This is a genomic window from Daejeonella sp. (assembly GCF_044342615.1).
GTDB lineage: Bacteria > Bacteroidota > Bacteroidia > Sphingobacteriales > Sphingobacteriaceae > Daejeonella.
The window spans coordinates 1-21,329 of sequence record NZ_JBIIPN010000014.1; the positions used below are offsets into that span (position 1 = coordinate 1).

22 protein-coding genes and 1 tRNA gene are annotated in these 21,329 nt (G+C 34.1%); 18 read left to right on the top strand and 5 right to left on the bottom strand.

Annotated features, from left to right (window positions below; all coding sequences use genetic code 11):
* Positions 1 to 1,665, bottom strand: a 1,665-nt coding sequence (locus ACIQ0D_RS02295; RefSeq protein ID WP_395802712.1) for a hypothetical protein, incomplete at its 3' end; no start/stop codon positions are given.
* Between the two features lie 50 nt (positions 1,666 to 1,715).
* Here ACIQ0D_RS02295 and ACIQ0D_RS02300 point away from each other — a divergent pair.
* From ACIQ0D_RS02300 to ACIQ0D_RS02310, 3 genes are all read left to right on the top strand, one after another.
* Positions 1,716 to 2,489 carry a TrmH family RNA methyltransferase gene (locus ACIQ0D_RS02300; protein ID WP_395802714.1) on the top strand — a complete coding sequence of 258 codons (774 nt, stop codon included), beginning with the start codon at positions 1,716 to 1,718 and terminating at the stop codon, positions 2,487 to 2,489.
* A gap of 51 nt (positions 2,490 to 2,540) precedes the next feature.
* Positions 2,541 to 2,611 (top strand) — tRNA-Cys (locus ACIQ0D_RS02305).
* 26 nt (positions 2,612 to 2,637) lie between these two features.
* Positions 2,638 to 2,820, top strand: a complete 183-nt coding sequence (locus tag ACIQ0D_RS02310) for a spore protein (RefSeq protein WP_291402588.1) — start codon at positions 2,638 to 2,640, stop codon at positions 2,818 to 2,820.
* An 81-nt stretch (positions 2,821 to 2,901) separates the two neighbouring features.
* On the opposite strand, the gene ACIQ0D_RS02315 is transcribed toward ACIQ0D_RS02310, so the two are convergent.
* Complete coding sequence (locus ACIQ0D_RS02315) at positions 2,902 to 3,921, bottom strand: quinone-dependent dihydroorotate dehydrogenase (RefSeq protein WP_395802717.1); 1,020 nt, start codon at positions 3,919 to 3,921, stop codon at positions 2,902 to 2,904.
* 167 nt (positions 3,922 to 4,088) lie between these two features.
* Here ACIQ0D_RS02315 and ACIQ0D_RS02320 point away from each other — a divergent pair, with 167 nt between their 5' ends.
* From ACIQ0D_RS02320 to ACIQ0D_RS02335, 4 genes are all read left to right on the top strand, one after another.
* Positions 4,089 to 4,838 (top strand): methyltransferase family protein, encoded by a 750-nt coding sequence (locus tag ACIQ0D_RS02320; protein WP_395802719.1) that lies wholly within the window; start codon positions 4,089 to 4,091, stop codon positions 4,836 to 4,838.
* Between the two features lie 203 nt (positions 4,839 to 5,041).
* On the top strand, positions 5,042 to 6,961 hold the full coding sequence (locus tag ACIQ0D_RS02325) for an ABC-F family ATP-binding cassette domain-containing protein (RefSeq protein WP_395802721.1): 1,920 nt from the start codon (positions 5,042 to 5,044) through the stop codon (positions 6,959 to 6,961).
* Between the two features lie 45 nt (positions 6,962 to 7,006).
* Positions 7,007 to 8,302, top strand: coding sequence for a DUF5103 domain-containing protein (locus ACIQ0D_RS02330; RefSeq protein WP_395802723.1), 1,296 nt, complete (start codon positions 7,007 to 7,009; stop codon positions 8,300 to 8,302).
* Positions 8,303 to 8,380: 78 nt separating this feature from the next.
* Positions 8,381 to 8,905, top strand: a complete 525-nt coding sequence (locus ACIQ0D_RS02335) for an acyl-CoA thioesterase (RefSeq protein WP_395802725.1) — start codon at positions 8,381 to 8,383, stop codon at positions 8,903 to 8,905.
* Positions 8,906 to 8,922: 17 nt separating this feature from the next.
* On the opposite strand, the gene ACIQ0D_RS02340 is transcribed toward ACIQ0D_RS02335, so the two are convergent.
* The gene (locus tag ACIQ0D_RS02340; RefSeq protein WP_395802727.1) at positions 8,923 to 9,327 is read right to left on the bottom strand and encodes an EVE domain-containing protein; all 405 of its coding nucleotides are present in this window, start codon (positions 9,325 to 9,327) and stop codon (positions 8,923 to 8,925) included.
* A gap of 611 nt (positions 9,328 to 9,938) precedes the next feature.
* On the opposite strand from ACIQ0D_RS02340, the gene ACIQ0D_RS02345 reads away from it, so the two are divergent.
* From ACIQ0D_RS02345 to ACIQ0D_RS02375, 7 genes are all read left to right on the top strand, one after another.
* Positions 9,939 to 10,247 (top strand): TM2 domain-containing protein, encoded by a 309-nt coding sequence (locus tag ACIQ0D_RS02345; RefSeq protein WP_395802729.1) that lies wholly within the window; start codon positions 9,939 to 9,941, stop codon positions 10,245 to 10,247.
* A complete protein-coding gene (locus ACIQ0D_RS02350) occupies positions 10,247 to 10,663 on the top strand; it encodes a DUF2752 domain-containing protein (protein ID WP_395802731.1) in 417 nt (138 codons plus the stop codon). Before ACIQ0D_RS02345 ends, ACIQ0D_RS02350 begins: the two co-directional genes overlap by 1 nt.
* Entirely contained in the window at positions 10,660 to 11,091 is a 432-nt protein-coding gene (locus ACIQ0D_RS02355; protein WP_395802732.1) for a DUF4870 domain-containing protein, read from the top strand. Before ACIQ0D_RS02350 ends, ACIQ0D_RS02355 begins: the two co-directional genes overlap by 4 nt.
* Positions 11,088 to 11,885 carry a M48 family metallopeptidase gene (locus ACIQ0D_RS02360; protein WP_395802734.1) on the top strand — a complete coding sequence of 266 codons (798 nt, stop codon included), beginning with the start codon at positions 11,088 to 11,090 and terminating at the stop codon, positions 11,883 to 11,885. The genes ACIQ0D_RS02355 and ACIQ0D_RS02360 overlap by 4 nt, the downstream gene beginning before the upstream one ends.
* A gap of 74 nt (positions 11,886 to 11,959) precedes the next feature.
* Positions 11,960 to 14,143 carry a penicillin acylase family protein gene (locus tag ACIQ0D_RS02365; RefSeq protein WP_395802736.1) on the top strand — a complete coding sequence of 728 codons (2,184 nt, stop codon included), beginning with the start codon at positions 11,960 to 11,962 and terminating at the stop codon, positions 14,141 to 14,143.
* Positions 14,144 to 14,189: 46 nt separating this feature from the next.
* A complete protein-coding gene (locus tag ACIQ0D_RS02370) occupies positions 14,190 to 15,110 on the top strand; it encodes an alpha/beta hydrolase (RefSeq protein ID WP_395802738.1) in 921 nt (306 codons plus the stop codon).
* Between the two features lie 70 nt (positions 15,111 to 15,180).
* Positions 15,181 to 16,098, top strand: coding sequence for a hypothetical protein (locus ACIQ0D_RS02375; RefSeq protein WP_395802740.1), 918 nt, complete (start codon positions 15,181 to 15,183; stop codon positions 16,096 to 16,098).
* Positions 16,099 to 16,115: 17 nt separating this feature from the next.
* Here the strand turns inward: ACIQ0D_RS02375 and holA are convergent, their stop codons facing one another.
* Complete coding sequence (gene holA / locus ACIQ0D_RS02380) at positions 16,116 to 17,147, bottom strand: DNA polymerase III subunit delta (protein WP_395802741.1); 1,032 nt, start codon at positions 17,145 to 17,147, stop codon at positions 16,116 to 16,118.
* Between the two features lie 94 nt (positions 17,148 to 17,241).
* Here holA and ACIQ0D_RS02385 point away from each other — a divergent pair, with 94 nt between their 5' ends.
* Positions 17,242 to 17,721 (top strand): type I restriction enzyme HsdR N-terminal domain-containing protein, encoded by a 480-nt coding sequence (locus ACIQ0D_RS02385; RefSeq protein ID WP_395802743.1) that lies wholly within the window; start codon positions 17,242 to 17,244, stop codon positions 17,719 to 17,721.
* Between the two features lie 167 nt (positions 17,722 to 17,888).
* Positions 17,889 to 18,626: an acyl-CoA desaturase gene (locus tag ACIQ0D_RS02390; RefSeq protein WP_395802745.1), complete on the top strand. Its 738-nt coding sequence runs from the start codon at positions 17,889 to 17,891 to the stop codon at positions 18,624 to 18,626.
* A gap of 28 nt (positions 18,627 to 18,654) precedes the next feature.
* On the opposite strand, the gene ACIQ0D_RS02395 is transcribed toward ACIQ0D_RS02390, so the two are convergent.
* Entirely contained in the window at positions 18,655 to 19,902 is a 1,248-nt protein-coding gene (locus tag ACIQ0D_RS02395; RefSeq protein WP_395802746.1) for a DUF2264 domain-containing protein, read from the bottom strand.
* A gap of 165 nt (positions 19,903 to 20,067) precedes the next feature.
* On the opposite strand from ACIQ0D_RS02395, the gene ACIQ0D_RS02400 reads away from it, so the two are divergent.
* A complete protein-coding gene (locus tag ACIQ0D_RS02400; RefSeq protein WP_395802748.1) occupies positions 20,068 to 20,397 on the top strand; it encodes an ArsR/SmtB family transcription factor in 330 nt (109 codons plus the stop codon).
* Between the two features lie 53 nt (positions 20,398 to 20,450).
* Entirely contained in the window at positions 20,451 to 21,299 is an 849-nt protein-coding gene (locus ACIQ0D_RS02405) for an arsenite methyltransferase (RefSeq protein WP_395802750.1), read from the top strand.
* Positions 21,300 to 21,329 lie beyond the last annotated feature (30 nt).

Genomic DNA, 21,329 nt, shown 5'->3' on the forward strand with positions numbered 1-21,329 from the left:
ACCCAAAGAGCGGTAATATCTTAAATCAAATTCCGTTTTAACGTATTGTTGATAAGGAATACCAAAAACCTCCTTGAATCCCTCAATATCCTCATTGAATTTTAGAACTGAATTTAATAATGCTAATGAATTACCGGCAGCATCCAGAGAACCTTTAAAATACCAGAAATTACTATAGGTATTTAACTTGTTTGCATTAAGCGTAAAAGCATATTTACTGCCAAAATTAAAAAACTGCCTATCATTAGTTTTCACATATAATTCGAAGCCTCTTTGAATTAAACTATCTCTTAAAACAGCATCCAATTCACCCTTTCTAAACTCAACATTTATAGGAGTGAAAGAGTGTAGCTTTCTTTTTGTTTCAACCCAATCATAAGTAATCGAATTTATAAAAACACGGCTTGAAAATGCCTCTTTCTGATCAAAAAGCTGGTAACTGCTCGAAATTGTTGTTCGAGGCATCCCATTTTTGCCCATCAAAGGAATATTAAACGGCACCAATAATTTGGGAATCACAAGATTAGCTCCTAGTTGGAGGTCGCGACTAAAAACACGATCAAAAATATTAGACTTTCCGGTAGCGTCAAAAAATATTCCATATTTTACTTTAAGCTCTAAAAGTTCGGCCCCTCCAAAAAGATTACGATTGGTATAGGTATTACCAATATTTAAACCATTCCGGCCTGCATTAAAGATATATTCTCCTTCAATTCTGCTACTCATCCTTTTCAAAGGGGTGATAGTATATCTGGGAATCAATTTTGCGGTACTGTCACTAGACTTTTGATAATCAATTTTCAAATTCCTAAATACGTTCAAATCATATAAACGATCATATGTAATATCCTCATTATCAATATTATAAAGTTCATCTTTCTTTAAAAAGATATAACGGGCAATTGGTTTAGGATTAAATTTTCGGGAATAATCGATAAAATTAAATTGATTGTCAATCCTTACAGTATCAAGATTTTGAATGTCTTTTGTCCCCGCACTATTGGTTATGGTAATTTGGCTATTATCAATAAGGTAAGTTTGATGGGAAGACTTATTTGCAGGATTAGCTAAATATAATCTTAGATTGACTTCATTATTATTAAGATTACTATCTACTTCAAACCTTACAAACTGACGTACATAATCAAAATAACCATTCTGCTTCATCATTTTATAGATTTGTTCACGCTCTAGTGCTAAAGAATCTGAGTCGAAACGCTGACCATCTTTAATATGGCTAAAACGTGCGCGATTAGTCATGTAGAGAGCTTTTGCGGTTGAATCTTCTATGATATAAGTAATTTCTCTAACTTTAAATACAGATCCCTGATCAGCTGTAAACAAAATTTCAGCCTTTTTATTCTCTACTTTCAGGTCGCTTTTAACTTTTGCATTAAGATAACCCTTGGTGGCTAAAAATTTCTCGATTTGCAATCTTGAAATGTCTAATAAAGAGCTATCTAAAATATGAGGAGCTTCACCTATAGTTTTTATTCTATCGGTTCGGTATTTACCGTTCCTAGTATTAAAAATATTGTATAAAGCTAATTTTTGTATTGAATTTGGTCGGATATCATTTTGTACAAATGTGGAGGCCGACTCTAAAAATTGTTTATCAATACCTTCTATTTTAACTTTTCTAACCAGAGCTTGATCTTCAGTCAAAAACCTGGTAGCGTTACAACCTGAAAATATTAAGAACAAAAAGCTTATACTTGCAATCAAGTAATTTCGGCAGAGAAGGTATGATTTCAAAGTCTCAAATAAGTTTTATTAAATCTTTACATCAAAAAAAGTTCCGAAAAGAACATCGTCTTTTCATTGTTGAAGGTTATAAATCAATTCAAGAGTTTATTAACTCAAAATACGAAATTGATTCAATCTATCATCTTACAGATGTAATGCCAAAGTTGGGTAAATTATCACAAAATATAAAGTTACATGAGATAAGTCCCGACGAACTATCAAAGATAAGCACTTTAAATTCACCACAACAATTACTAGCCACCATAAAATTACCTGAGCCGCAAGAAATAAATATTCAAACAATAAAAGGCAAATTTGCATTAGCACTTGATGGCATTCAAGATCCTGGCAATTTAGGCACTATTATACGAACTGCCGATTGGTTTGGAATAGAACATGTTTTTTGCTCTGAGGATACTGTTGAAGCATTCAACCCAAAGGTTGTACAGGCTAGTATGGGCTCATTGGCTAGAATTCAACTAGTTTATACCGACTTAAAAAATCTATTATGCAGTAGAACAACTGCGGTTTATGGGGCATTATTGGAAGGAGAATCAATTTATAAAACAAATTTCGGGGAAGAAGGAATACTTTTATTAGGAAATGAAGGGAAGGGAATAAGTGCTAATTTAATGCCTGAAATCGACTTTCCGGTCACAATACCACGCTTTGGAAGTGCAGAATCTCTAAATGTTGCCATTTCAACTTCAATAATCTGTTCAGAAATTAGAAGAAATTGTTAAAAAATATTGGCTAGCAATAATTATTTGCTACTTTTGCATTCCTTTACAAAAGGTCGGGTGGCCGAGTGGCTAGGCAGAGGTCTGCAAAACCTTCTACAGCGGTTCGAATCCGCTCCTGACCTCAATAAAAAAAATTAAATTTAAAACCATGGGTGTTACACGTTTAAAAAGAAAAGACAGAAAAAATAAGACCACTTCACGTTTAGAGGTTCAATTTTTAAAATTAGGCCGAAACATTGAAATCGGAAGTCGCTCTGCACAATCTGCAAAAAGTCAGGTTAGTAAAAACAATGCAGTTTTAGCTGCAATTGAAGCAGCAGCAAAGAAATAATCTTAAAAAATTAAGAATTCAATCCCGATCAAAATATGGTCGGGATTTTTTTTATTTTAAAAATTTGGATTGAAAATAATTTTACAAAAGGCCTTTTAATATTCTCTTAATCAAAGCTGGTCCCTCATAGATAAATCCTGTGTAAATCTGGACTAGTGAAGCACCTGCCTTAATTTTTTCCAACGCATCTTCTGCCGAATGTATCCCTCCCACTCCAATAATCACAAAAGATTTATTTGATTTTTCTGAGAGGTAACGAATAACTTCTGTAGAACGTTCAGATAAAGGTTTCCCACTTAAACCACCACTTTGATTTTTTAAATTAGAACTTGAATTTAGATTTTCTCTTGAAAGCGTTGTGTTTGTAGCAATTACACCTGCAATTTTTGTTTCAGCAACTATTTCTATGATATCATCTAATTGAGATTCAGTAAGGTCAGGAGCAATTTTAAGCAAAATAGGCTTAGACTTACCATCTCTTAAATTTCTTTGCTGTAAGGTATTTAAAATATGTTTAAGAGGCTCCTTTTCCTGTAGTTCGCGTAAACCTGGAGTATTAGGTGAACTCACATTTACCACAAAATAATCGACTACATCAAACAAGCGGTCAAAGCATTTGATATAATCACTAACAGCATCTTCATTAGGTGTAATTTTATTTTTGCCAATATTTCCACCAATAATTAAACCCTTACGGTCAACCTGTTTTAAACGAGCAGCAACCACATCAACACCCTGGTTGTTAAAGCCCATACGATTAATTAAACCCTGATCTTGAGGTAAACGGAACATTCTGGGTTTTTCATTTCCAGGTTGAGGCAATGGAGTAACAGTACCAATTTCAATAAAACCAAAACCAAATTCAGCAAAATCCTCGATTAAGGTGGCATTTTTATCAAATCCAGCGGCCAAACCAACAGGATTTTTAAACTTTAAACCCATCACCTCTCGCTCAAGTCGCTTATCTTCAAATTGATAAAGATTTTTAAGCAATGACTTAACACCCCAAATTCGATTTGCTCTGCGTAAGCCTCCAGTTACTACATGATGTATATTTTCCGGATCAAATTTAAAAAGAAGGGGTTTTATTAGCTCGTACATGACGTAAAGTTACAGCTTTGTATGATAAATTCATTTTAGAGTAATTAAAATAAATAAAGAAATGGAGTTTTTTTCAATAAAAATCAATTTCGCTTATAAGTCAGCCATTAAAAACTGTAAAAGAAATATTTTTTTTGTAAATTAGATGATTCTAAATGTGAAAAAAAATGGCTTTATCTGATCAAATGGAACGTCAAGGAACTTGGCTTTTCAAATACCGTGGCATCTTACCGCTCATCATATTTGTAATAGCTATAGTTTTATTTTATAAAAATGAAACAGAGTCAAAAAATTGGATTCTAAAAAGCGAAATATCGCAAAATATTTATGAATTAGTCTGTTTATTTGTCGCATTTATAGGCTTTTTTATTCGCGTTTACACTGTAGGTTACAGTCGCCCGAACACCTCTGGAAGAAATACTGAAGAACAAGTTGCCGACGAGCTAAATACAACGGGTGTATACTCAATTGTGAGAAATCCACTTTACCTAGGTAATTTTTTCATGTGGTTAGGCATTGCAATGTTAACAGGTAATTTCTGGTTTATCATTTCATTTACCTTATTTTACTTCTTGTATTACGAGCGTATTATTTTTACGGAAGAGCATTTTTTGAAGAGTAAATTCGAAGACTCTTATTTAAATTGGGCAAAGAAAACTCCAATTATAGTTCCAAATTTTAGCTCATTTAAGAAAACAAGTTATAATTTCAATTGGAAAAAGGTCTTACGCCAAGAAAAGAATGGCTTTGCAGCTCTTCTTATCATATTTTGTCTTTTTGATTTAGGCGGCGAATTTGTCAAAGTTAAGCATCATTATAATATTCCTCTTTACATTGCAGGAGTAGCTTCTATTATGATATACTTTGTATTAAAATTCATCAAATACAATACGAAGCTACTTCAAGATCCACAATAATATTTTTTTGTTAATTATCTTCTTGCTATTAAATTAATTATCTTTTTGGATGTTTGCCTAGTGTTCTAAACGTCGCAAACAGTGCAAAATTAATAAAAACGCAATTTAATTTGCACTCACACAAATTAAGCAGATCAAAATAAATCCTGCTATGACATTCATTTCCCTAAAAATAATCTATAAAATCCGTACTTTTGCGGCAAATGATTGCAATAAATAACCTAACCTTCGAGATTGGTGCAAGGGCATTATACGACGACGCTAATTGGCACATTAAACCAGGAGAAAAAATCGGTCTGATTGGTGCAAATGGAACCGGAAAAACTACACTATTAAAAATAATTGTTGGAGATTATTCTGCTACTAGCGGGACGATCTCTATGGCAAAAGATATTAAGATTGGATACCTAAATCAGGATCTTCTATCCTACCAAAGCGACAAGAGTATATTACATGTGGCAATGGAAGCTTTTGAGCGCCAAAACCAACTTCATACCGAAATTGAGTCGCTTTTAAAGAAATTAGAAACCGATTATTCGGATGATTTGCTTAATAAATTAAGCGACAAACAAAACGAATTCGAGGCCCTTGACGGTTATAATATTGAGTATCGGGCACATGAAATCATGGCTGGACTTGGATTTAGCGAAGTGGATACACATCGTACGCTATCCGAGTTTTCAGGGGGATGGAGAATGCGTGTCATGCTTGCTAGAATTCTACTACAAAGTCCCGACATTCTTCTACTAGATGAGCCAACCAATCACCTTGATTTACCGTCCATTAAATGGCTTGAGACCTATTTACAGGCTTTTGAAGGGGCAGTTGTAATCGTTTCTCACGATAGATATTTCCTTGATAGAGTGGTAAAAAAGATTGTTGAATCTAGAAAAGGTAAATTAATTCCTTATGCAGGAAATTATAGCTTCTATGTTGAAGAAAAGGGCCTTAGAGAAGAAATTCAAAGTGGTCAGTTTAAAAATCAACAAGCTAAAATAAAGCAAGAAGAGCGTTTAATTGAACGATTTAGAGCTAAAGCTAGTAAAGCCAAAATGGCTCAATCACGAATTAAGGCTCTTGAAAAAATGGAGCGTGTAGATGACGTAGACGATGATAATCCATCCGTAAATTTTAGCTTTAAATTTAGTAAACAATCTGGTAGACATGTAATTCGGATTGAGGATCTTAACAAATCATATCCAGGTGTTCCTATTGTTAAAAATGCAACAGCTACCATTGAAAAAGGTGATAAAATAGCACTTATTGGTGCCAACGGTCGTGGAAAATCAACTGTTTTGAAAATTATTGCTGGTGCCGATAAAAATAACTTTACCGGAATGTGCGAGACAGGGCATAATGTAACGCAAACATTTTTTGCACAACATCAATTGGAAGCCCTGCATCTTGAAAATACCCTAATACAAGAGTTACAGGCCTTTGCACCAAAACATACCGAAACCGAATTACGTTCTATTTTAGGATGTTTCCTCTTTACAGGTGATGATGTTTTCAAAAAGATTAAGGTCCTTTCTGGAGGAGAAAAATCAAGAGTAGCCTTAGCAAAAGCATTAACTGCAGATGCCAATTTCCTTATTCTGGATGAGCCTACCAATCACCTTGATATTGCATCAGTAAACATCTTAATATCTGCTTTACAACAATATGAAGGCACATTTATCGTTGTTTCACACGATAGATACATGCTCGATAATGTGGCAAATAAAATTTGGTTCATCGAAGATCAGGAGATTAAGGAATACCCTGGGACTTATGCAGAATACGAAGAATGGAGTTCTAAGAGGGTTTATACTCCCAAAAAAATAGAGGATAGTCCCAAAAAGGAAGAAAAGAAGGTTGAAAAACCCAAAGTTCAATCTGATGATAAAGGTAAAGAGATTAAGAAACTAAATCAGGAATTACAAAAACTAGAAGCCGACATCGCAGAGCTTGAAAATGCTGTAAAAGATGCCGAAGCTGAACTTAGCAAGGAAGAAGTTTTTACCAACCCTGATAAACTTGCAGAAGCCAACAGACGCTACCAGCAGCTAAGTCCGCGCCTACTCAAAGCACAAGCAGAATGGGAGCGCATGGCCGAAGAAATTATGGAATTGGAGGGGAATTAAATCTCCCCTCCTTTTACCATTTAGGTTGGAGCAATAAATGATTTTATGAAAAAAATAATCATTCTAATTCCGCTTTTAATTTCTTGTTCCTTATTAATGGGACAGAAAAAAGTGCGCATTAAGTCAATAGAAGCTCCTTTTAACACAATCCGTTACGAAAATTTTGTTTATATCCCAGAGATAAAAACAGTTGAGTTCTATCATCGTAGTAAGGAACAATCTATTCCCGTTTATGTATTGGGCAGTAGCGAAAATCTAATTTTAGCATTCGACGATTTACGTGCCGGTAGCAGAAACATGACCTACTCTATTGAACATTGCGATTCTGAATGGAATAGCAGCCGACTCTCCCCTTTTGATTATTTGATTGGTTTTACGGAAGACCGTATCAATGATTACCGTATTTCCTTTAATACTTTTCAGAAATACACGCATTATGAGTTAAGTTTGCCTAATCTCACCGTAAAACCTAAAATTTCAGGCAATTATCTTTTAAAGGTTTATGAAAATAATGATCAAAGAAAAATATTGATTACTAAGCGTTTTTTTGTAGTCGATCCACAAGTATCAATCTTAGCAGAAATCAATCGTTCTAATAATGTCGCATTAAGAAATGAAATGCAAAAATTAAATGTTGTGGTTGAACATGGTCAGAAAATTATCAATAATCCCTACATAGAAACAAAAATTAGAGTTTTACAAAATGGAAGGCATGATAATTCACAAACATTAATCCGACCGAATTTTATAAGAGCAAATCAACTGGTTTACAACGACTTAAAAACACTCGATTTTAAAGGTGGAAATGAATTTAGACGATTTGATATTCGAAGTTTACGATTTAGAACAGAGCGAATCGGTAAAATTATTCAGGATACTGTAAATCATGTTTTTTTATTAAATGATATATCTGAAAACCGTTTAGGATACACATTTATTAATGATGAAAATGGTGCATTTTATGTGCGTAATTTAGATGGGCGCGACCAAAGAACAGATGCTGATTATGCAACAGTGCATTTTAGTTTATCCGAAAAAAAACCATTTACAAATGGAAATCTATTCGTAGTTGGACAATTCAATGATTATCGCCTTATTAATAAACTAGATTATGATGACTCTAGAAATCGTTTTACTGGATCTATATTATTAAAACAAGGCTTAATCGACTATCATTATGTTTGGCTCGATGAAGATGGTAAAACAAGAGATGATATTTATTTCGATGGCTCACATTTTGAAACTGAGAATTATTACCAAATATTCTTTTATCATCGCAAGCCAGGTTCTAGGTGGGAAGAATTAATTGGCTATACACAAATTAATACTGCTCGACGATAGCTAAGAAAGCACCAAAAGACCTCCTAATTTGACATAATTGCGAAAAAAGCAATTATAATAAAGCCCTATATTTGCAGCATGAGCACAATAACAAAAAATCCTAAAGAATCATTTACCATCATGAATGAATTGGTTCTTCCAAATGATACCAATACATTAAATAATTTAATGGGTGGACGATTATTACATTGGATGGATATTGCTGCAGCCATTTCGGCTCAAAAACATTGCAATAATATTGTTGTGACTGCTTCAGTAGATAATGTTTCTTTTAAACATGCCATCAAACTTGGCGATGTGATTACCATTGAAGCTGTTGTAACCCGAGCATTTAGTACCTCTATGGAAGTGAGATTAGATGTATGGGCAGAAAATATCCCATCTGGCACAAGAATAAAATCAAATGAAGCCTTTTACACCTTTGTAGCTATCGATGCAGATGGTAAAACAGTCGCAGTGCCTGAAATAACGCCAGAAAGTGAAATTGAGAATAAATTATTCGAAGGTGCCCTTCGTCGCCGTCAATTGAGATTAATCCTTGCCGGAAAAATGAAAGCGGACGATGCTACCGAACTAAAAGCATTATTCTTTAATAATAATTAAAATCAAGGAGCTTAAATTTAGCTCCCTAATTCTACAATACGGTCAAATTCTTCTACTTTCATTCCCATCACTGAAAGTCGCCCTTGCTTTACCAGCCCTATATTTTGAAGACGTAAATCCGCCTTAATTTGCTCTAAAGTAACAGGATTTTTAAGCGTTTCAACCGGACTCAAATCAACAACTACCCAGTTTTGATCATCTGTAGTTGGGTCTTGGTATGATTCACGTACCACCTTAGCAATACCAACAACAGATTTCCCTTCATTGCTATGATAAAATAAAACTAAATCACCCTCCTTCATCTCTCTTAAATTATTTCTAGCTTGATAATTACGAACGCCATCCCAAAAAGTACGACCATCCTTGTTGAATTGCTCCCAGCTGTATTTAAAGGGCTCTGATTTTACTAACCAATAATTCATGTTTCTGATTTTTATAGAAATCTCTTAATGCATCCATTCATTAGATTTTTAAAAGATTTATACAAAATTAAGAAATTGAAACAATTAGGCGATAGAATTAAAAAATGTGATCAAAGCATAACAATAATATAATCATTTTTCAAGAAATAAGCAATAGTGAAATACGTTTTTTGATAAAAATTATTTTAATTGTTAAAAAAAATAAATATTTAATATTTTTAAATCGTTAAAAGAAATATAATTAATTATAAATATGCTCTTTATAATTAGCAAAAGGTTTGATTTATTAAATGTGAGAAGAAACAATATTAAGGAAGCTAATAATACTAATCTAATGTGTTTAAGCCAGAAGCCTTTAAATTAGGATAATCAAGAAAAAAGAATAAAATAAAGAAAATGTATAATCAGCTAGCCCAATAAATACAAAATTTAAAACCTAGTACTTATTAATTCGGGATTAAAATTTTTAATTTTCCTATAGAAATTGTATCATTGAATAATGATGGAGTCTAGAAACCATAATAAAAACAGGGCCGAAACGAAAAGCCAAACGAGTAGTAGATAAAAACAATAAAAAATCAATGGAATCACAAAAAGTAGATATGTTTATCATGGCAAATGCGAAATTTTTCGAAAGTCATCAACTTAATGCAATCAGAGAAAGATTGTTAACATTAGATGATTCAAAATGGGCTATGATTTCTACCGTTCAACTGAAAGATCCAACAACTAGCTTAATTGTTTCAATTTTGGCAGGTGCTCTGGGAATTGACCGATTTATTATTGGTGATACAGGTCTTGGAATTGGCAAATTACTTACTTGTGGCGGTTTGGGTATATGGACAATCGTAGATTGGTTTATGATACAAGGTGCAACTAGAGATAAAAACATGCAAAAAATACAAAACTATTTGTATTAATGACTTTAAGCAGGAATAAGCTTTATATTTTTATAATTACAGCTTGTTTAGCAGGGTATATTTGGCTTTATTGGAGTTTAAGTAATACTTCTAAGGTAAATACAGAAATTGAGGTTTGTTTAATTAAAAATATAACAACTATACCCTGCCCCTCATGCGGTTCAACACGTTCTGTCATTGCAATTACGCAAGGCAATTTAAATGAAGCTTTTCTTATCAACCCATTAGGGTATATTTTAGCTTTTATTATGTTTTTTATTCCAATTTGGATTTTTTTTGATTTTATATTGAAAAAAGAAACATTTCTAGACTTTTATCACAAAGCTGAAAGTATTTTAAAAAGACCAATCATTTCAATCCCACTTTTGATATTCATTCTAATAAATTGGGCTTGGAACATTATAAAAGGATTATGATAGAGCTTAACACATTTGCTTATACTCCAGAAGAACATGAGGCAGAAAAGGCATCCAACAGCTATTTAATGTCATTAGTAGCAATAATCGCGGGATTACCATTACCTATCATTAATCTTATTGCAACACTTGTGTTTTATGTAGGCAACCGTAAATCAAGCTATTTTGTTCGTTGGCATTGTACACAGGCGCTATTATCGCAAGTATCCATGCTTTTTATTAATAGTTATGGTTTTTGGTGGACCGTTTCCATCCTATTTACTGAAGAAAAGGTTACAAATAATTTTATTGCCTATTTAATTGCAGCCTTTGTTTTCAATTTGGCAGAATTTATAGCAACAATTTACACAGCCATACAAACTAGAAAGGGAATTCATGTAGAATGGTGGTTTTATAGCAATCTTACACATTTAGTTTGCAAATCATGAAAAAAACTATTATCCAGGGACTTATAAGTGTTTTCTTATTTTTTGCAAGCTGGTTTGCTTTAACAAAAATAGACTGGCTAACAATTTTTAAAGTTGAAAAAGTCACGAACAAAACCGAAGAAAAACTAGGTGATATTTTTTGGGAAGTTTTTAAAAAATCAGGTAAAGAAAACAAAAAGCCATTCGTTATTAAAAGTATTGATAGCCTAGTGAATAAAATATGTGCATCAAATAATATTGAAGCTAAGAGTTTAAAAATTCATGTTCTTGAGAATGATGAAATTAATGCATTTGCCTTACCTAATGGCCATTTAGTTATTCAAAGCGGTTTAATTTTAAATGCTGATAATCAAGCTGAATTAAGTGGGGTAATTAGTCATGAGATTGCTCATATTCAATTAAATCATGTTATGCAAAAACTGATTAAGGAAATCGGTTTATCTGTTTTAATTTCTATGACCACCGGCAGTGGTAGTCCGGAGATAATTAAAGAAGCTGCCAGAACTCTTTCTTCTTCGGCATTCGACAGAGATTTAGAGAAGGAAGCCGATTTAAAAGCGGTAGACTACCTAATTGAATCAAAAATAAATCCTGAACCTTTCGCAAATTTTCTTTTCAAACTATCTAAAAATGAAGCAGCTGGTGCTAAATATCTAACATGGGTTAGTACTCATCCAAATTCAAATAACAGAGCAGAATACATTATTGAGTATAATAAAGGCAAAGAAACTAAATACGAAAACATCATTAGCACATCTAGCTGGAATAAGCTTAAACAATCTTTAAAAGAATAATCTTGATATTTTTAAATAAGATTCCACTACCTTAAACTGTCAAAAACACTATATTTAGGATTCAAAAAAGAAATATGATCCGTATAGCCCTTTTTTTAATTTTCCTAATTAATGTAAGTTTTTCTGGGACTACCAATTTAGGTTCAAGCGATGAAAAAGCCCGCTGGAAGCAACATGCAGCACAAACAGAAATAATCAGAGATGACTTTGGTGTTCCTCATATTTATGGAAAAACGGATGCTGATGCTGTTTTTGGATTGCTCTATGCACAATGTGAAGATGATTTTAATCGCGTAGAGCGAAATTATATTTGGGCTACAGGCAGACTTGCAGAAATTGAAGGCGAAAATGCAATTTACAGTGATTTAAGGGCCAAATTATTCATGACCCAAGAGGAAGCTATCGCAAATTATGAGAAGAGTCCCGAATGGCTTAAAACCCTTTGCCAAGCCTTTGCCGATGGTATAAATTATTATTTATCGACCCACCCCGAGGTAAAACCTCAATTAATTACGCGGTTTGAACCTTGGATGCCCATGTATTTCAGCGAAGGCTCTATTGGTGGTGATATTGAGAAAATATCCTTGAAAAAACTCAGCGATTTCTATGATCAAAAAAACGCTGTAAAAATAAAAGGGAATCTTACCGGATCTATCCTGAAAAAAGATAATGAGCCTAGAGGATCTAATGGTTTTGCTCTTTCAGGTAAATTAACAGAATCTGGAAATGCAATGCTTTTAATAAATCCACATACTTCCTTCTTTTTTAGAGGCGAAGTGCATGTGGTAAGTGAGCAGGGATTGAATGCTTACGGAGCCGTAACCTGGGGTCAGTTCTTTGTCTACCAAGGATTTAACGAAAAAACAGGCTGGATGCATACCTCTTCTGATGTAGATATAATAGATGAATTTGAGGAAAGCATTGTTAAAAACAAGACTGGGATAAAATATCAATATGGTAAAGAATTACGCGATGTAGATTCAACTCTAATTCAACTATCCTATAAAACAGATCAAGGATTGAAGCAAAAGTCTATTATGGCTTATCGCACGCATCACGGACCAATTACTCATGCCACAAACAATAAATGGGTATCAACTGCTATGATGTGGGATCCTATTAAAGCTTTGGAACAATCCTATTTACGTACTAAAAATGCAAATCATCAGGAATTCCAAAAGATGATGGAAATACGTACAAACTCATCAAATAATACAGTTTATGCCGATGCAGATGGCAATATTGCCTATTATCACGGTAATTTTATCCCAAAAAGGGATGTTCAATTTGATTATAAAAAACCAGTAGATGGCAGTAATCCAAATACCGACTGGAAAGGCTTGCATCCACTAAAAGATCAAATATTCTTGTTTAACCCTGAAAATGGATGGATACAAAACTGCAATTCCACGCCATTTACGAGTGCAGGTGCGAATAGTCCGAAACAATCAAATTACCCAAATTACATGTCCTATACCCCCGAAAACTATCGAGGTATTCATGCCATTTCTTTGTTGAGTAAAGCCAAAAACTTAAACTTAGATAAACTAATTGAACTCGCTTATGATTCCTATCTTCCTGGAGCAGAGGAATTGACTAAAGGTTTATTGAAAGCATATCAGGAAGATCCTAGGGAGAATATGGATATAAGAAAGGCTATAAACACATTAAAAAACTGGAATTTCCGCACATCTGAGACATCCACAGCGATGACCATGATCCAGTTTTACCTCAATACTTATAATCGTTCAGGTAAGCTCCCTAATGGTTTAAACTTTATGGAACGCATTGATTATATCAGTACAAAAGCATCTATTAAAGAACGTTTAGATTTATTCGAGGCCAGTCTAGAAAAACTAAAAAAGGATTTTGGATCTGTTGAAACAGCATGGGGAGAGTTTAATCGCTACCAACGTATAAATGGAGATGTAAATCAAGATTTTAATGATTCTGCACCAAGTATTCCTATCGGAATGGCATCCGGAGAATGGGGAGCTTTGGCCTCCTTCGGGACTAAATTTGGAAAAAATACAAAACGCCAATATGGAACCGCTGGAAATAGCTTTGTTGCCGTGGTGGAATTTGGGGAAAAGGTAAAGGCTAAATCAATGTTAGCTGGTGGACAAAGCGGTGATCCAAAATCAGTCCATTTTGATGATCAGATGCAGCCTTATGCTGACCGTAGATTCAAAGATGTAGCTTATTACCGTGAAGACGTATTAAAAAGGGCTAAATCAAAATATCATCCAGGAGAATAATAATTAATTTAAAAAATATAAATTTTCTATTTAAATAATAAAATAGATGAAAATATTAAAAATTGCTTTTTTTTCAATTTGCCTATTTTACACCATTAACATGAATGCACAAAGCGTTTTTCCTTTATATGAGGGAGAAATTCCGAATAGTAAAGCGATTGTCAATCGAGAAAAATCAGTGATTGATGCCGCTGGAATTGAACGCATTAGTAAAGTCTCGATTCCTACCCTAAGCCTCTACCAAACAGAAAATCAGGGTAATAAAACAGCTGCTGTAATTATTTGTCCCGGAGGTGCATATGGCATCCTAGCAGCCTCTCATGAAGGTTCTGATGTGGCGCGTGAATTTAATCGCATGGGTATCACTGCATTCGTTTTAAAGTATCGTTTGCCGGATGATTCAACGATGCTAGATAAAAGTATTGGTCCACTGCAAGATGCTCAAAGAGCCATACAATTTGTTAGAGAGAATGCGGATCAATTTGGAATAGATGCATCAAAAATTGGAATTATGGGCTTTTCTGCTGGAGGGCATTTGGCAGCAAGTGCTTCTACACGATTTAAGGAGCAATTCATTGAAAATAAAAAGAATACCTCCCTCCGTCCCGATTTTTCTATTCTTATTTATCCTGTAATCAGTTTCATGGACGGTTTAACCCATAATGGGAGTCGCCATAATCTACTGGGCAAAGCATCCAGTTTAGAAGTCCAACAAAAATTCTCTAATGAGCTTCAAGTTAGTCCCGAAACCCCACCCGCATTTCTTATACATGCCTCTGATGACACAGCTGTACCTGTTTTAAATAGCATCGCTTACTATGAAGCCCTTTTGAAAAAGAAAATTTACAGTCAGCTATTAATTTATCCCAAAGGTGGTCATGGTTTTGGGATGAATAATAAAACGACAAAGGATAACTATATGATGGGACTTGAGAATTGGTTAAAATCGACTGAATTTTTGAAATAATTATCTTTAAACAATCAAAAAAGATAATCAACGATAGGCTTTCCATGGATTTTTCCTAATTTCAGCCGCAATGAAATCACTAGCCCTGTATTCTTTATTTTTTGTGTTTGTGATAGCTTCATCCTGCAACTATGTCAGGAAAATAAATGAAGATCCTATTCCATCATTCAGCGAAATTAAGGGGATAAAATATACCGAGGTTAGGCGCTCGTTTCAAAACGGACTTTCATTCAATGAGCAGGGATTCCAGCTCGAACCAGAGTGGAACATTTACTTCAATGCGGATGATTCTGTCAGGATATTTAGTCCCGAGAAGCAACAATACATGACCTACCGCATTTTTCATAGCCATAAAGCATTATTTCAATTTGCGCGTGAGTGGTTCAGAGTACAGCATGTGAGTAAAGACAGTATTCTTTTACAAGTAATGGAATTGGAATCGAGAGTAGTAAAAGAAGACAAATCAACAATTTACATGAAGCTTTATGCTGATGACTATATAAAAAATGTCTTAAAAACAGATGCTGCGACACTAAAAGTACCCAGCAGCGAGGATAGCCTTTTCATAAAATACAGAGCCATTCAAGCAAATAGTAATTTAGATAGCGCCTTTGCAGCGAGAAATCCGGTGGTTTTAAGTAGTCGTAGTAAAATTACACGTGTAGAAAAAATAAAACCTAGACTTGACCCCTATTTAGGCTATGTAAACCGCTCTGAAGAGTATTTATACCCAGAATATCGAATAAATATCGACAAGGCTTACAAAGACTTTCAATACTCTTTTTCAGTCCTTGTTGATCATAAAGGCAAAATGCATTTTAAAGAATTTTTAGTCCTAGTTGAACCCGAATTTCTTGAAACTAAAACAAAGGTAGCGAAGGGAATCATTGATGTTTATTTAAGAAATACCCTGTCCATCAAGCCTGGTAACACCTTAGGTTTCCCACATACCAGCTTGATCAACTTACATGTAATTGGAAAGAAATAATTTATCTTTTTAATTAATTAGTGGATAATCTTGAACAAAAGCTCCTTCATTAAATCGCCTTGTTCGGTATTCCCACTCGCCTCCACACCCTTTACTTTCAAATCACATTCACGGAGGTAGCTAATAATACGAAAAACCTTTTCCTTATTATAAGCTCGAGCTGCAATCTCAAAATCTTTCACGAAAAAAGGAGCTACACCAAGTTCCCGAGCAAGTCCTTGAGGTGATTTATCACTCGCATAATGAACCTTCAATATTTTGGAGAAATAGGAGTTTAAATTGCCTAAAACTAAGAAAATGGGGTTGTTTTTAGGATTTTCAGCAAAATAATTAATGATTTGATTGGCTTTAAAAGCATCCTTACGAGAAATGGCATTTTGCAGTTCAAACACATTATAATCTTTACTGATACCAATATTATTTTGGATATCTGTAGTATTAATTTCTTGACCCAACTTCACGTTGAGCATCAATTTTTCGAGCTCATTAGAGACTTTAGAGAGATCATTCCCTAAGTACTCGGCCATAAGAGCTGATGCTTGTGCTTGGATATTATAGCCTTTGTCGCGCACAAAATTTTCAATCCAGGCCGAAATCTTATTATCATTTAAGCTAGCCGATTCAAAAATAATACCCTTCTTTTCGATGGCTTTGTATGTCTTTTTTCGTTTGTCGAACTTAGCATGACGGAAGCAAAAGACTAAAATGGTGCTCGGAAGTGGATTTTCGAAATATGCTAAAAGTGGATCAGGGGCTTTTTTATCATCTTCACCATCTTTACCCCACTTTAATTCCTGAGCTTCTTTTACCAAAATAACTTGAAAATCACTCATCATCGGATAACGCTTGGCTGCATTAAGAATGCTCATGATATCTGAATCTTTTCCGTAGAAAACACTCTGATTAAAACCTTTTTCAGCATCAGAAAGCACATTATCTTCGATAAAATCACTGATTTTATCAATATAATAAGACTCCTCTCCATGAAGTAGGTAAATCGGTTTAAACTGCCGATTTTTAAGATCTTTTATTAGGTCCTTGAAATCCATTGCGAATGTCGAAATTACAAAATATTGCAAAGCTTTACACATTCGAAATCAGAATAAAAATAAATTTGAAATATTTGGCTTTTGACATTAAAATATGAAATTTACAGGAATGTTTGAGCCAATTCATTTAAATCTGCCGACCTATCCTATTCGAATAAAAGAAGAGGAGAATGGCACCTATATTTTTGATATAATCCGGAAAAAATTCTTGTTTTTAACCCCCGAAGAATGGGTTAGACAGCATTTGGTGCACTTTTTAATTGAGGAAAAGAAATATCCACGCACATTAATTCAGTTGGAGGGCGGACTAAAACTTAATAATTTACAAAAGCGCTCAGATATTTTAATTTTCAATAATTTGGGTAAAAAAATAGTCCTGATTGAGTGTAAAGCCCCATCCGTAAAAATAAGTCAGGATACATTTGATCAAATTGCACGTTATAACTTTATCCACCAAGTAAAATGGTTATTTGTGAGTAATGGACTCCAGCATTATTGTTGTGAAATCGACTTTGATAAACAATCCTATCGTTTTGTTGAAGACTTACCTGAATATTCAATAAGCTCGCAATAAATTGAAAATCAAAAAATTAATACCTAGGAAATTTTGAATTGCCATTTTATCAACTACCTTTATGGAAGGTCTGCAATAAAAATCAGCGATCTACCTAAAAAACATTTACAATTTTAGCCCCATCCCAAAAGGATAGTTAGAATTGTGTTCAAAATTTTAAAAATTATATGGCTATTTTAATTTTTTTTGTTGCCCACTGGTTCCTTTCCTTGTTTTTTCAGACCTTTTTTCAGCATCGTTATGCCTCACATAGGATGTTTACCATGAGTAAAACATGGGAACGTATAGTTTATTTGATGGCCTATGTTTTTGAAGGTTCTTCTTTTTTGAACCCTAGAGCTTATGCATTAATGCATCGTGAGCATCATGCATACAGTGATACCGAGAAAGATCCTCATTCGCCACATTTTTTCACTGATGTTTTTCAGATGATGAAATCGACCATTATCACATTTAGAGATCATATGAATCGTGTTAAGGATCCTGAGGCACGTTTCAAAGGCAATTACCCTGAATGGCCAATAATCGATAGAATTGGATCATCCATTGCCTCAAGATTACTTTTTGGAGCTGCATATACCTGGTTTTACATCGAATTTGTTCCTGCAGGTTCAGAATGGATGTATGCTTTACTTCCTATCCATTATTTAATGGGTCCCATACATGGAGCCATTGTAAATTGGTGTGGACATAAATATGGCTATTCAAATTTCGATAATAATGATAAATCGAAAAACACCACCCCATTTGATTTCCTAATGCTTGGCGAATTATTTCAAAATAATCACCATAAATATCCCAATAGTGCAAATTTTGGGAAGAAATGGTTTGAAATAGATCCCGTTTACCCAATTATGAAGTTGATGCATAAGGTTGGAATAATTAGGCTTAGAAAAGCGGTCTAAATACGATTATTGAGTATAATTAATTATTCTACTTGATACTCTCACTGTGATCGTTTTCAAAATTTTCGCCCGACCAGATTTTTTGAGAAGTCCATTTTGCTGAAGGATTTGCCCAAAATGGATTAGTTTCTGCTAATCCCAAAGGCAAAAATATTGCACTACTTAAATATGGGCTGCCTTGATTATTGTAAGAATCAGCTAAATTAGGTTGATCGCCGTATAATCCTAAAGTTAACCAGCCGTTTTTATAAGTTGAGGGACTTTCTAGAGTCTTTTTAATGACGGCTGTTAAAGCGCTGCGCACTTGCTCCGGACTGATTTGTTTTGGTAAGCGGTTTTTCCAAGCCATATCAGCCAAATGATGAAATGCAGCACCACGGTAAATAATCGAACGACCTGTTGCAGGAAAACTACCATCTGTGTGAATTAATCTTTCCTGAATGATGGCATAGCGTTCATTACGAGCTTTTATCTTTGCAAACATCGAATTGTAAGAATTAGTTTTTTGTCCTATAACATCCATCAAAGTCCCTAAATATGGGTGAATAACATACGAATTGTAATAATCAAAGGCAAAAGAACTTCCATCTTTGTACATGCCATCACCAACATACCATTGTTCTAATTGTTGCAATGAATAATCAACACGCATTACGTCCCATTCAAAACCATATTTAGCCATAAAGGCCTCATTCATAGCTGAAAAAAGTAACCAATTAGAAAAACCAGGTTTAAATCTGCGGGTTGTTGCTATGGATTTAACCAATAATTGTTGGTTCTTTTTATCTAAGTTTTCCCAAAGCCAAGGCGCACGAATAAAAGCTAAGGAGATAAAAGAAGCATCAACCAATTGCTGACCCGCAATATCATAATTCATAAAATCTTTCGCATTTGAATCCAAAGAGTTTTTGAGTCCTTGAATAGTCCATTCTCTATATTGTTCTCTGAGAGAAACCTCCTCCTTTGAGCCACCCTCTAATTGCAACCATGGCGCAATTCCGCTTAATACTCGGCCTAAAACCTCTACGTATTGTACCTTTATACGACTTTCCTTATTATCTACACGTATGGAAGTCATTTGAGGCATATTTATCCTCAAACTATCTTTTGCCAAATTATAAAGCACAGGTCGCACCATTTTATCCATTTCCTGTAGCCAGAATTGACGATCAGTTTGGACAGCCACTTTCTGAGATATAGCCTTCTTTTGAGCTGAGAGAGTCCCAAAATGAAAAACAAGAAGAATTAGAATGATTTTGAAGGCTATTGATTTCATAATTAAAAATTAGATGCTTAAAAATAATAAACAGGATAAATAAAATTAAAAATAGAATTCTTTAAGCAGCTTATTCATTAAAAATCATTTATTTTCTGATTCAAATCATAATTGATCGATTTCTCTTGGAAATATCCCAAATTAATCGTAATATTGCAATTAAATATGGGACTTACCAAATCTGAAATATTCTCTGAAGAGCAAAATCAATTAGCTCAATTGCTAAAGGCGATGGCCCATCCGGCACGTATTGCCATTTTGCAGGAGTTAATGAAGAGTAATACCTGTATTTGTGGAGATTTAGTGAATGAATTAGGCTTAGCGCAAGCAACTATCTCACAGCATCTGAAGGAGTTGAAAAATGCGGGCTTAATTCAGGGGACTATTGAGGGGGTTAGTGTATGTTATTGTATAAATCCCGAGACTTGGAAAATGTTAGAAAAAGAGACTAGTAATTTCTTTGCAAATTTCCAGCCAGCTAAAAACTGCTGTTAAAAATTTTTTGAATTTAAATATCGTAATATTACAATTAATAAAAATCCATAATTATGAAAACCGAGGCAGAAATAAAAGAATTAGTAAGGCAAAAGTACAGTGAGATTGCTTTACAAGACAAAACAACAAATGAAAGTTCTTGTTGTGGTGCAGGTGGCTGTAGTACAGAGGTTTATAACATCATGACGGATGATTATAGTAATATGGAGGGTTATAATCCTGATGCTGACCTTGGATTAGGCTGTGGACTTCCAACACAATTTGCTGTAATTAAAAAGGGAGATGTAGTAATTGATCTTGGATCAGGTGCTGGAAACGATTGCTTTGTAGCACGTGCAGAAACTGGAGAAAGTGGGAAGGTAATAGGAATTGACTTTACTGAAGCCATGATTAACAAGGCTAGAGCGAATGCCGAAAAGCTTGGTTTTAACAATGTTGAATTTAGGCAAGGGGATATCGAAAACATGCCTTTAACATCAAATATAGCCGATGTAGTGGTTAGTAATTGTGTATTAAACTTAGTTCCCAATAAGCATAATGTATTCAAAGAAATATTTAGGGTTTTAAAACCTGGAGGGCACTTCAGTATTTCAGATGTTGTTTTGAGTGGTGTTTTACCAGATAAAATCAAAAATGCGGCAGAAATGTATGCTGGATGTGTTTCTGGAGCTATACAAAAGGAAACTTATTTGGAGCTTATTGAAATCAATGGCTTTAAAAACATGACTATTCAGAAAGAGAAACCAATTATTATTCCGGATGATATTTTGCAAAACTATCTTAATTCGGAAGAAATTGCAGCCTTTAAATCAGGAAATACTGGAATTTACAGCATCAGTGTTTATGCACAAAAACCTAGCGAAAACGCCCCAGCATGTGTTCCAGGTGGTGGATGTTGCTAAACAATACTGATCAAATAAAAATGCCGATCG

Coding starts and splice junctions, on each gene's coding strand:
- ACIQ0D_RS02405 (WP_395802750.1), top strand. CDS start 20,451: ATGAAAACCGAGGCAGAAATAAAAGAATTAGTAAGGCAAAAGTACAGT.
- ACIQ0D_RS02345 (WP_395802729.1), top strand. CDS start 9,939: ATGGCAAATGCGAAATTTTTCGAAAGTCATCAACTTAATGCAATCAGA.
- ACIQ0D_RS02370 (WP_395802738.1), top strand. CDS start 14,190: ATGAAAATATTAAAAATTGCTTTTTTTTCAATTTGCCTATTTTACACC.
- ACIQ0D_RS02340 (WP_395802727.1), bottom strand. CDS start 9,327: ATGAATTATTGGTTAGTAAAATCAGAGCCCTTTAAATACAGCTGGGAG.
- ACIQ0D_RS02315 (WP_395802717.1), bottom strand. CDS start 3,921: ATGTACGAGCTAATAAAACCCCTTCTTTTTAAATTTGATCCGGAAAAT.
- ACIQ0D_RS02390 (WP_395802745.1), top strand. CDS start 17,889: ATGGCTATTTTAATTTTTTTTGTTGCCCACTGGTTCCTTTCCTTGTTT.
- ACIQ0D_RS02320 (WP_395802719.1), top strand. CDS start 4,089: ATGGCTTTATCTGATCAAATGGAACGTCAAGGAACTTGGCTTTTCAAA.
- ACIQ0D_RS02330 (WP_395802723.1), top strand. CDS start 7,007: ATGAAAAAAATAATCATTCTAATTCCGCTTTTAATTTCTTGTTCCTTA.
- ACIQ0D_RS02360 (WP_395802734.1), top strand. CDS start 11,088: ATGAAAAAAACTATTATCCAGGGACTTATAAGTGTTTTCTTATTTTTT.
- ACIQ0D_RS02395 (WP_395802746.1), bottom strand. CDS start 19,902: ATGAAATCAATAGCCTTCAAAATCATTCTAATTCTTCTTGTTTTTCAT.
- ACIQ0D_RS02310 (WP_291402588.1), top strand. CDS start 2,638: ATGGGTGTTACACGTTTAAAAAGAAAAGACAGAAAAAATAAGACCACT.
- ACIQ0D_RS02400 (WP_395802748.1), top strand. CDS start 20,068: ATGGGACTTACCAAATCTGAAATATTCTCTGAAGAGCAAAATCAATTA.
- ACIQ0D_RS02365 (WP_395802736.1), top strand. CDS start 11,960: ATGATCCGTATAGCCCTTTTTTTAATTTTCCTAATTAATGTAAGTTTT.
- ACIQ0D_RS02335 (WP_395802725.1), top strand. CDS start 8,381: ATGAGCACAATAACAAAAAATCCTAAAGAATCATTTACCATCATGAAT.
- ACIQ0D_RS02385 (WP_395802743.1), top strand. CDS start 17,242: ATGAAATTTACAGGAATGTTTGAGCCAATTCATTTAAATCTGCCGACC.
- ACIQ0D_RS02375 (WP_395802740.1), top strand. CDS start 15,181: ATGAAATCACTAGCCCTGTATTCTTTATTTTTTGTGTTTGTGATAGCT.
- ACIQ0D_RS02355 (WP_395802732.1), top strand. CDS start 10,660: ATGATAGAGCTTAACACATTTGCTTATACTCCAGAAGAACATGAGGCA.
- holA (WP_395802741.1), bottom strand. CDS start 17,147: ATGGATTTCAAGGACCTAATAAAAGATCTTAAAAATCGGCAGTTTAAA.
- ACIQ0D_RS02350 (WP_395802731.1), top strand. CDS start 10,247: ATGACTTTAAGCAGGAATAAGCTTTATATTTTTATAATTACAGCTTGT.
- ACIQ0D_RS02325 (WP_395802721.1), top strand. CDS start 5,042: ATGATTGCAATAAATAACCTAACCTTCGAGATTGGTGCAAGGGCATTA.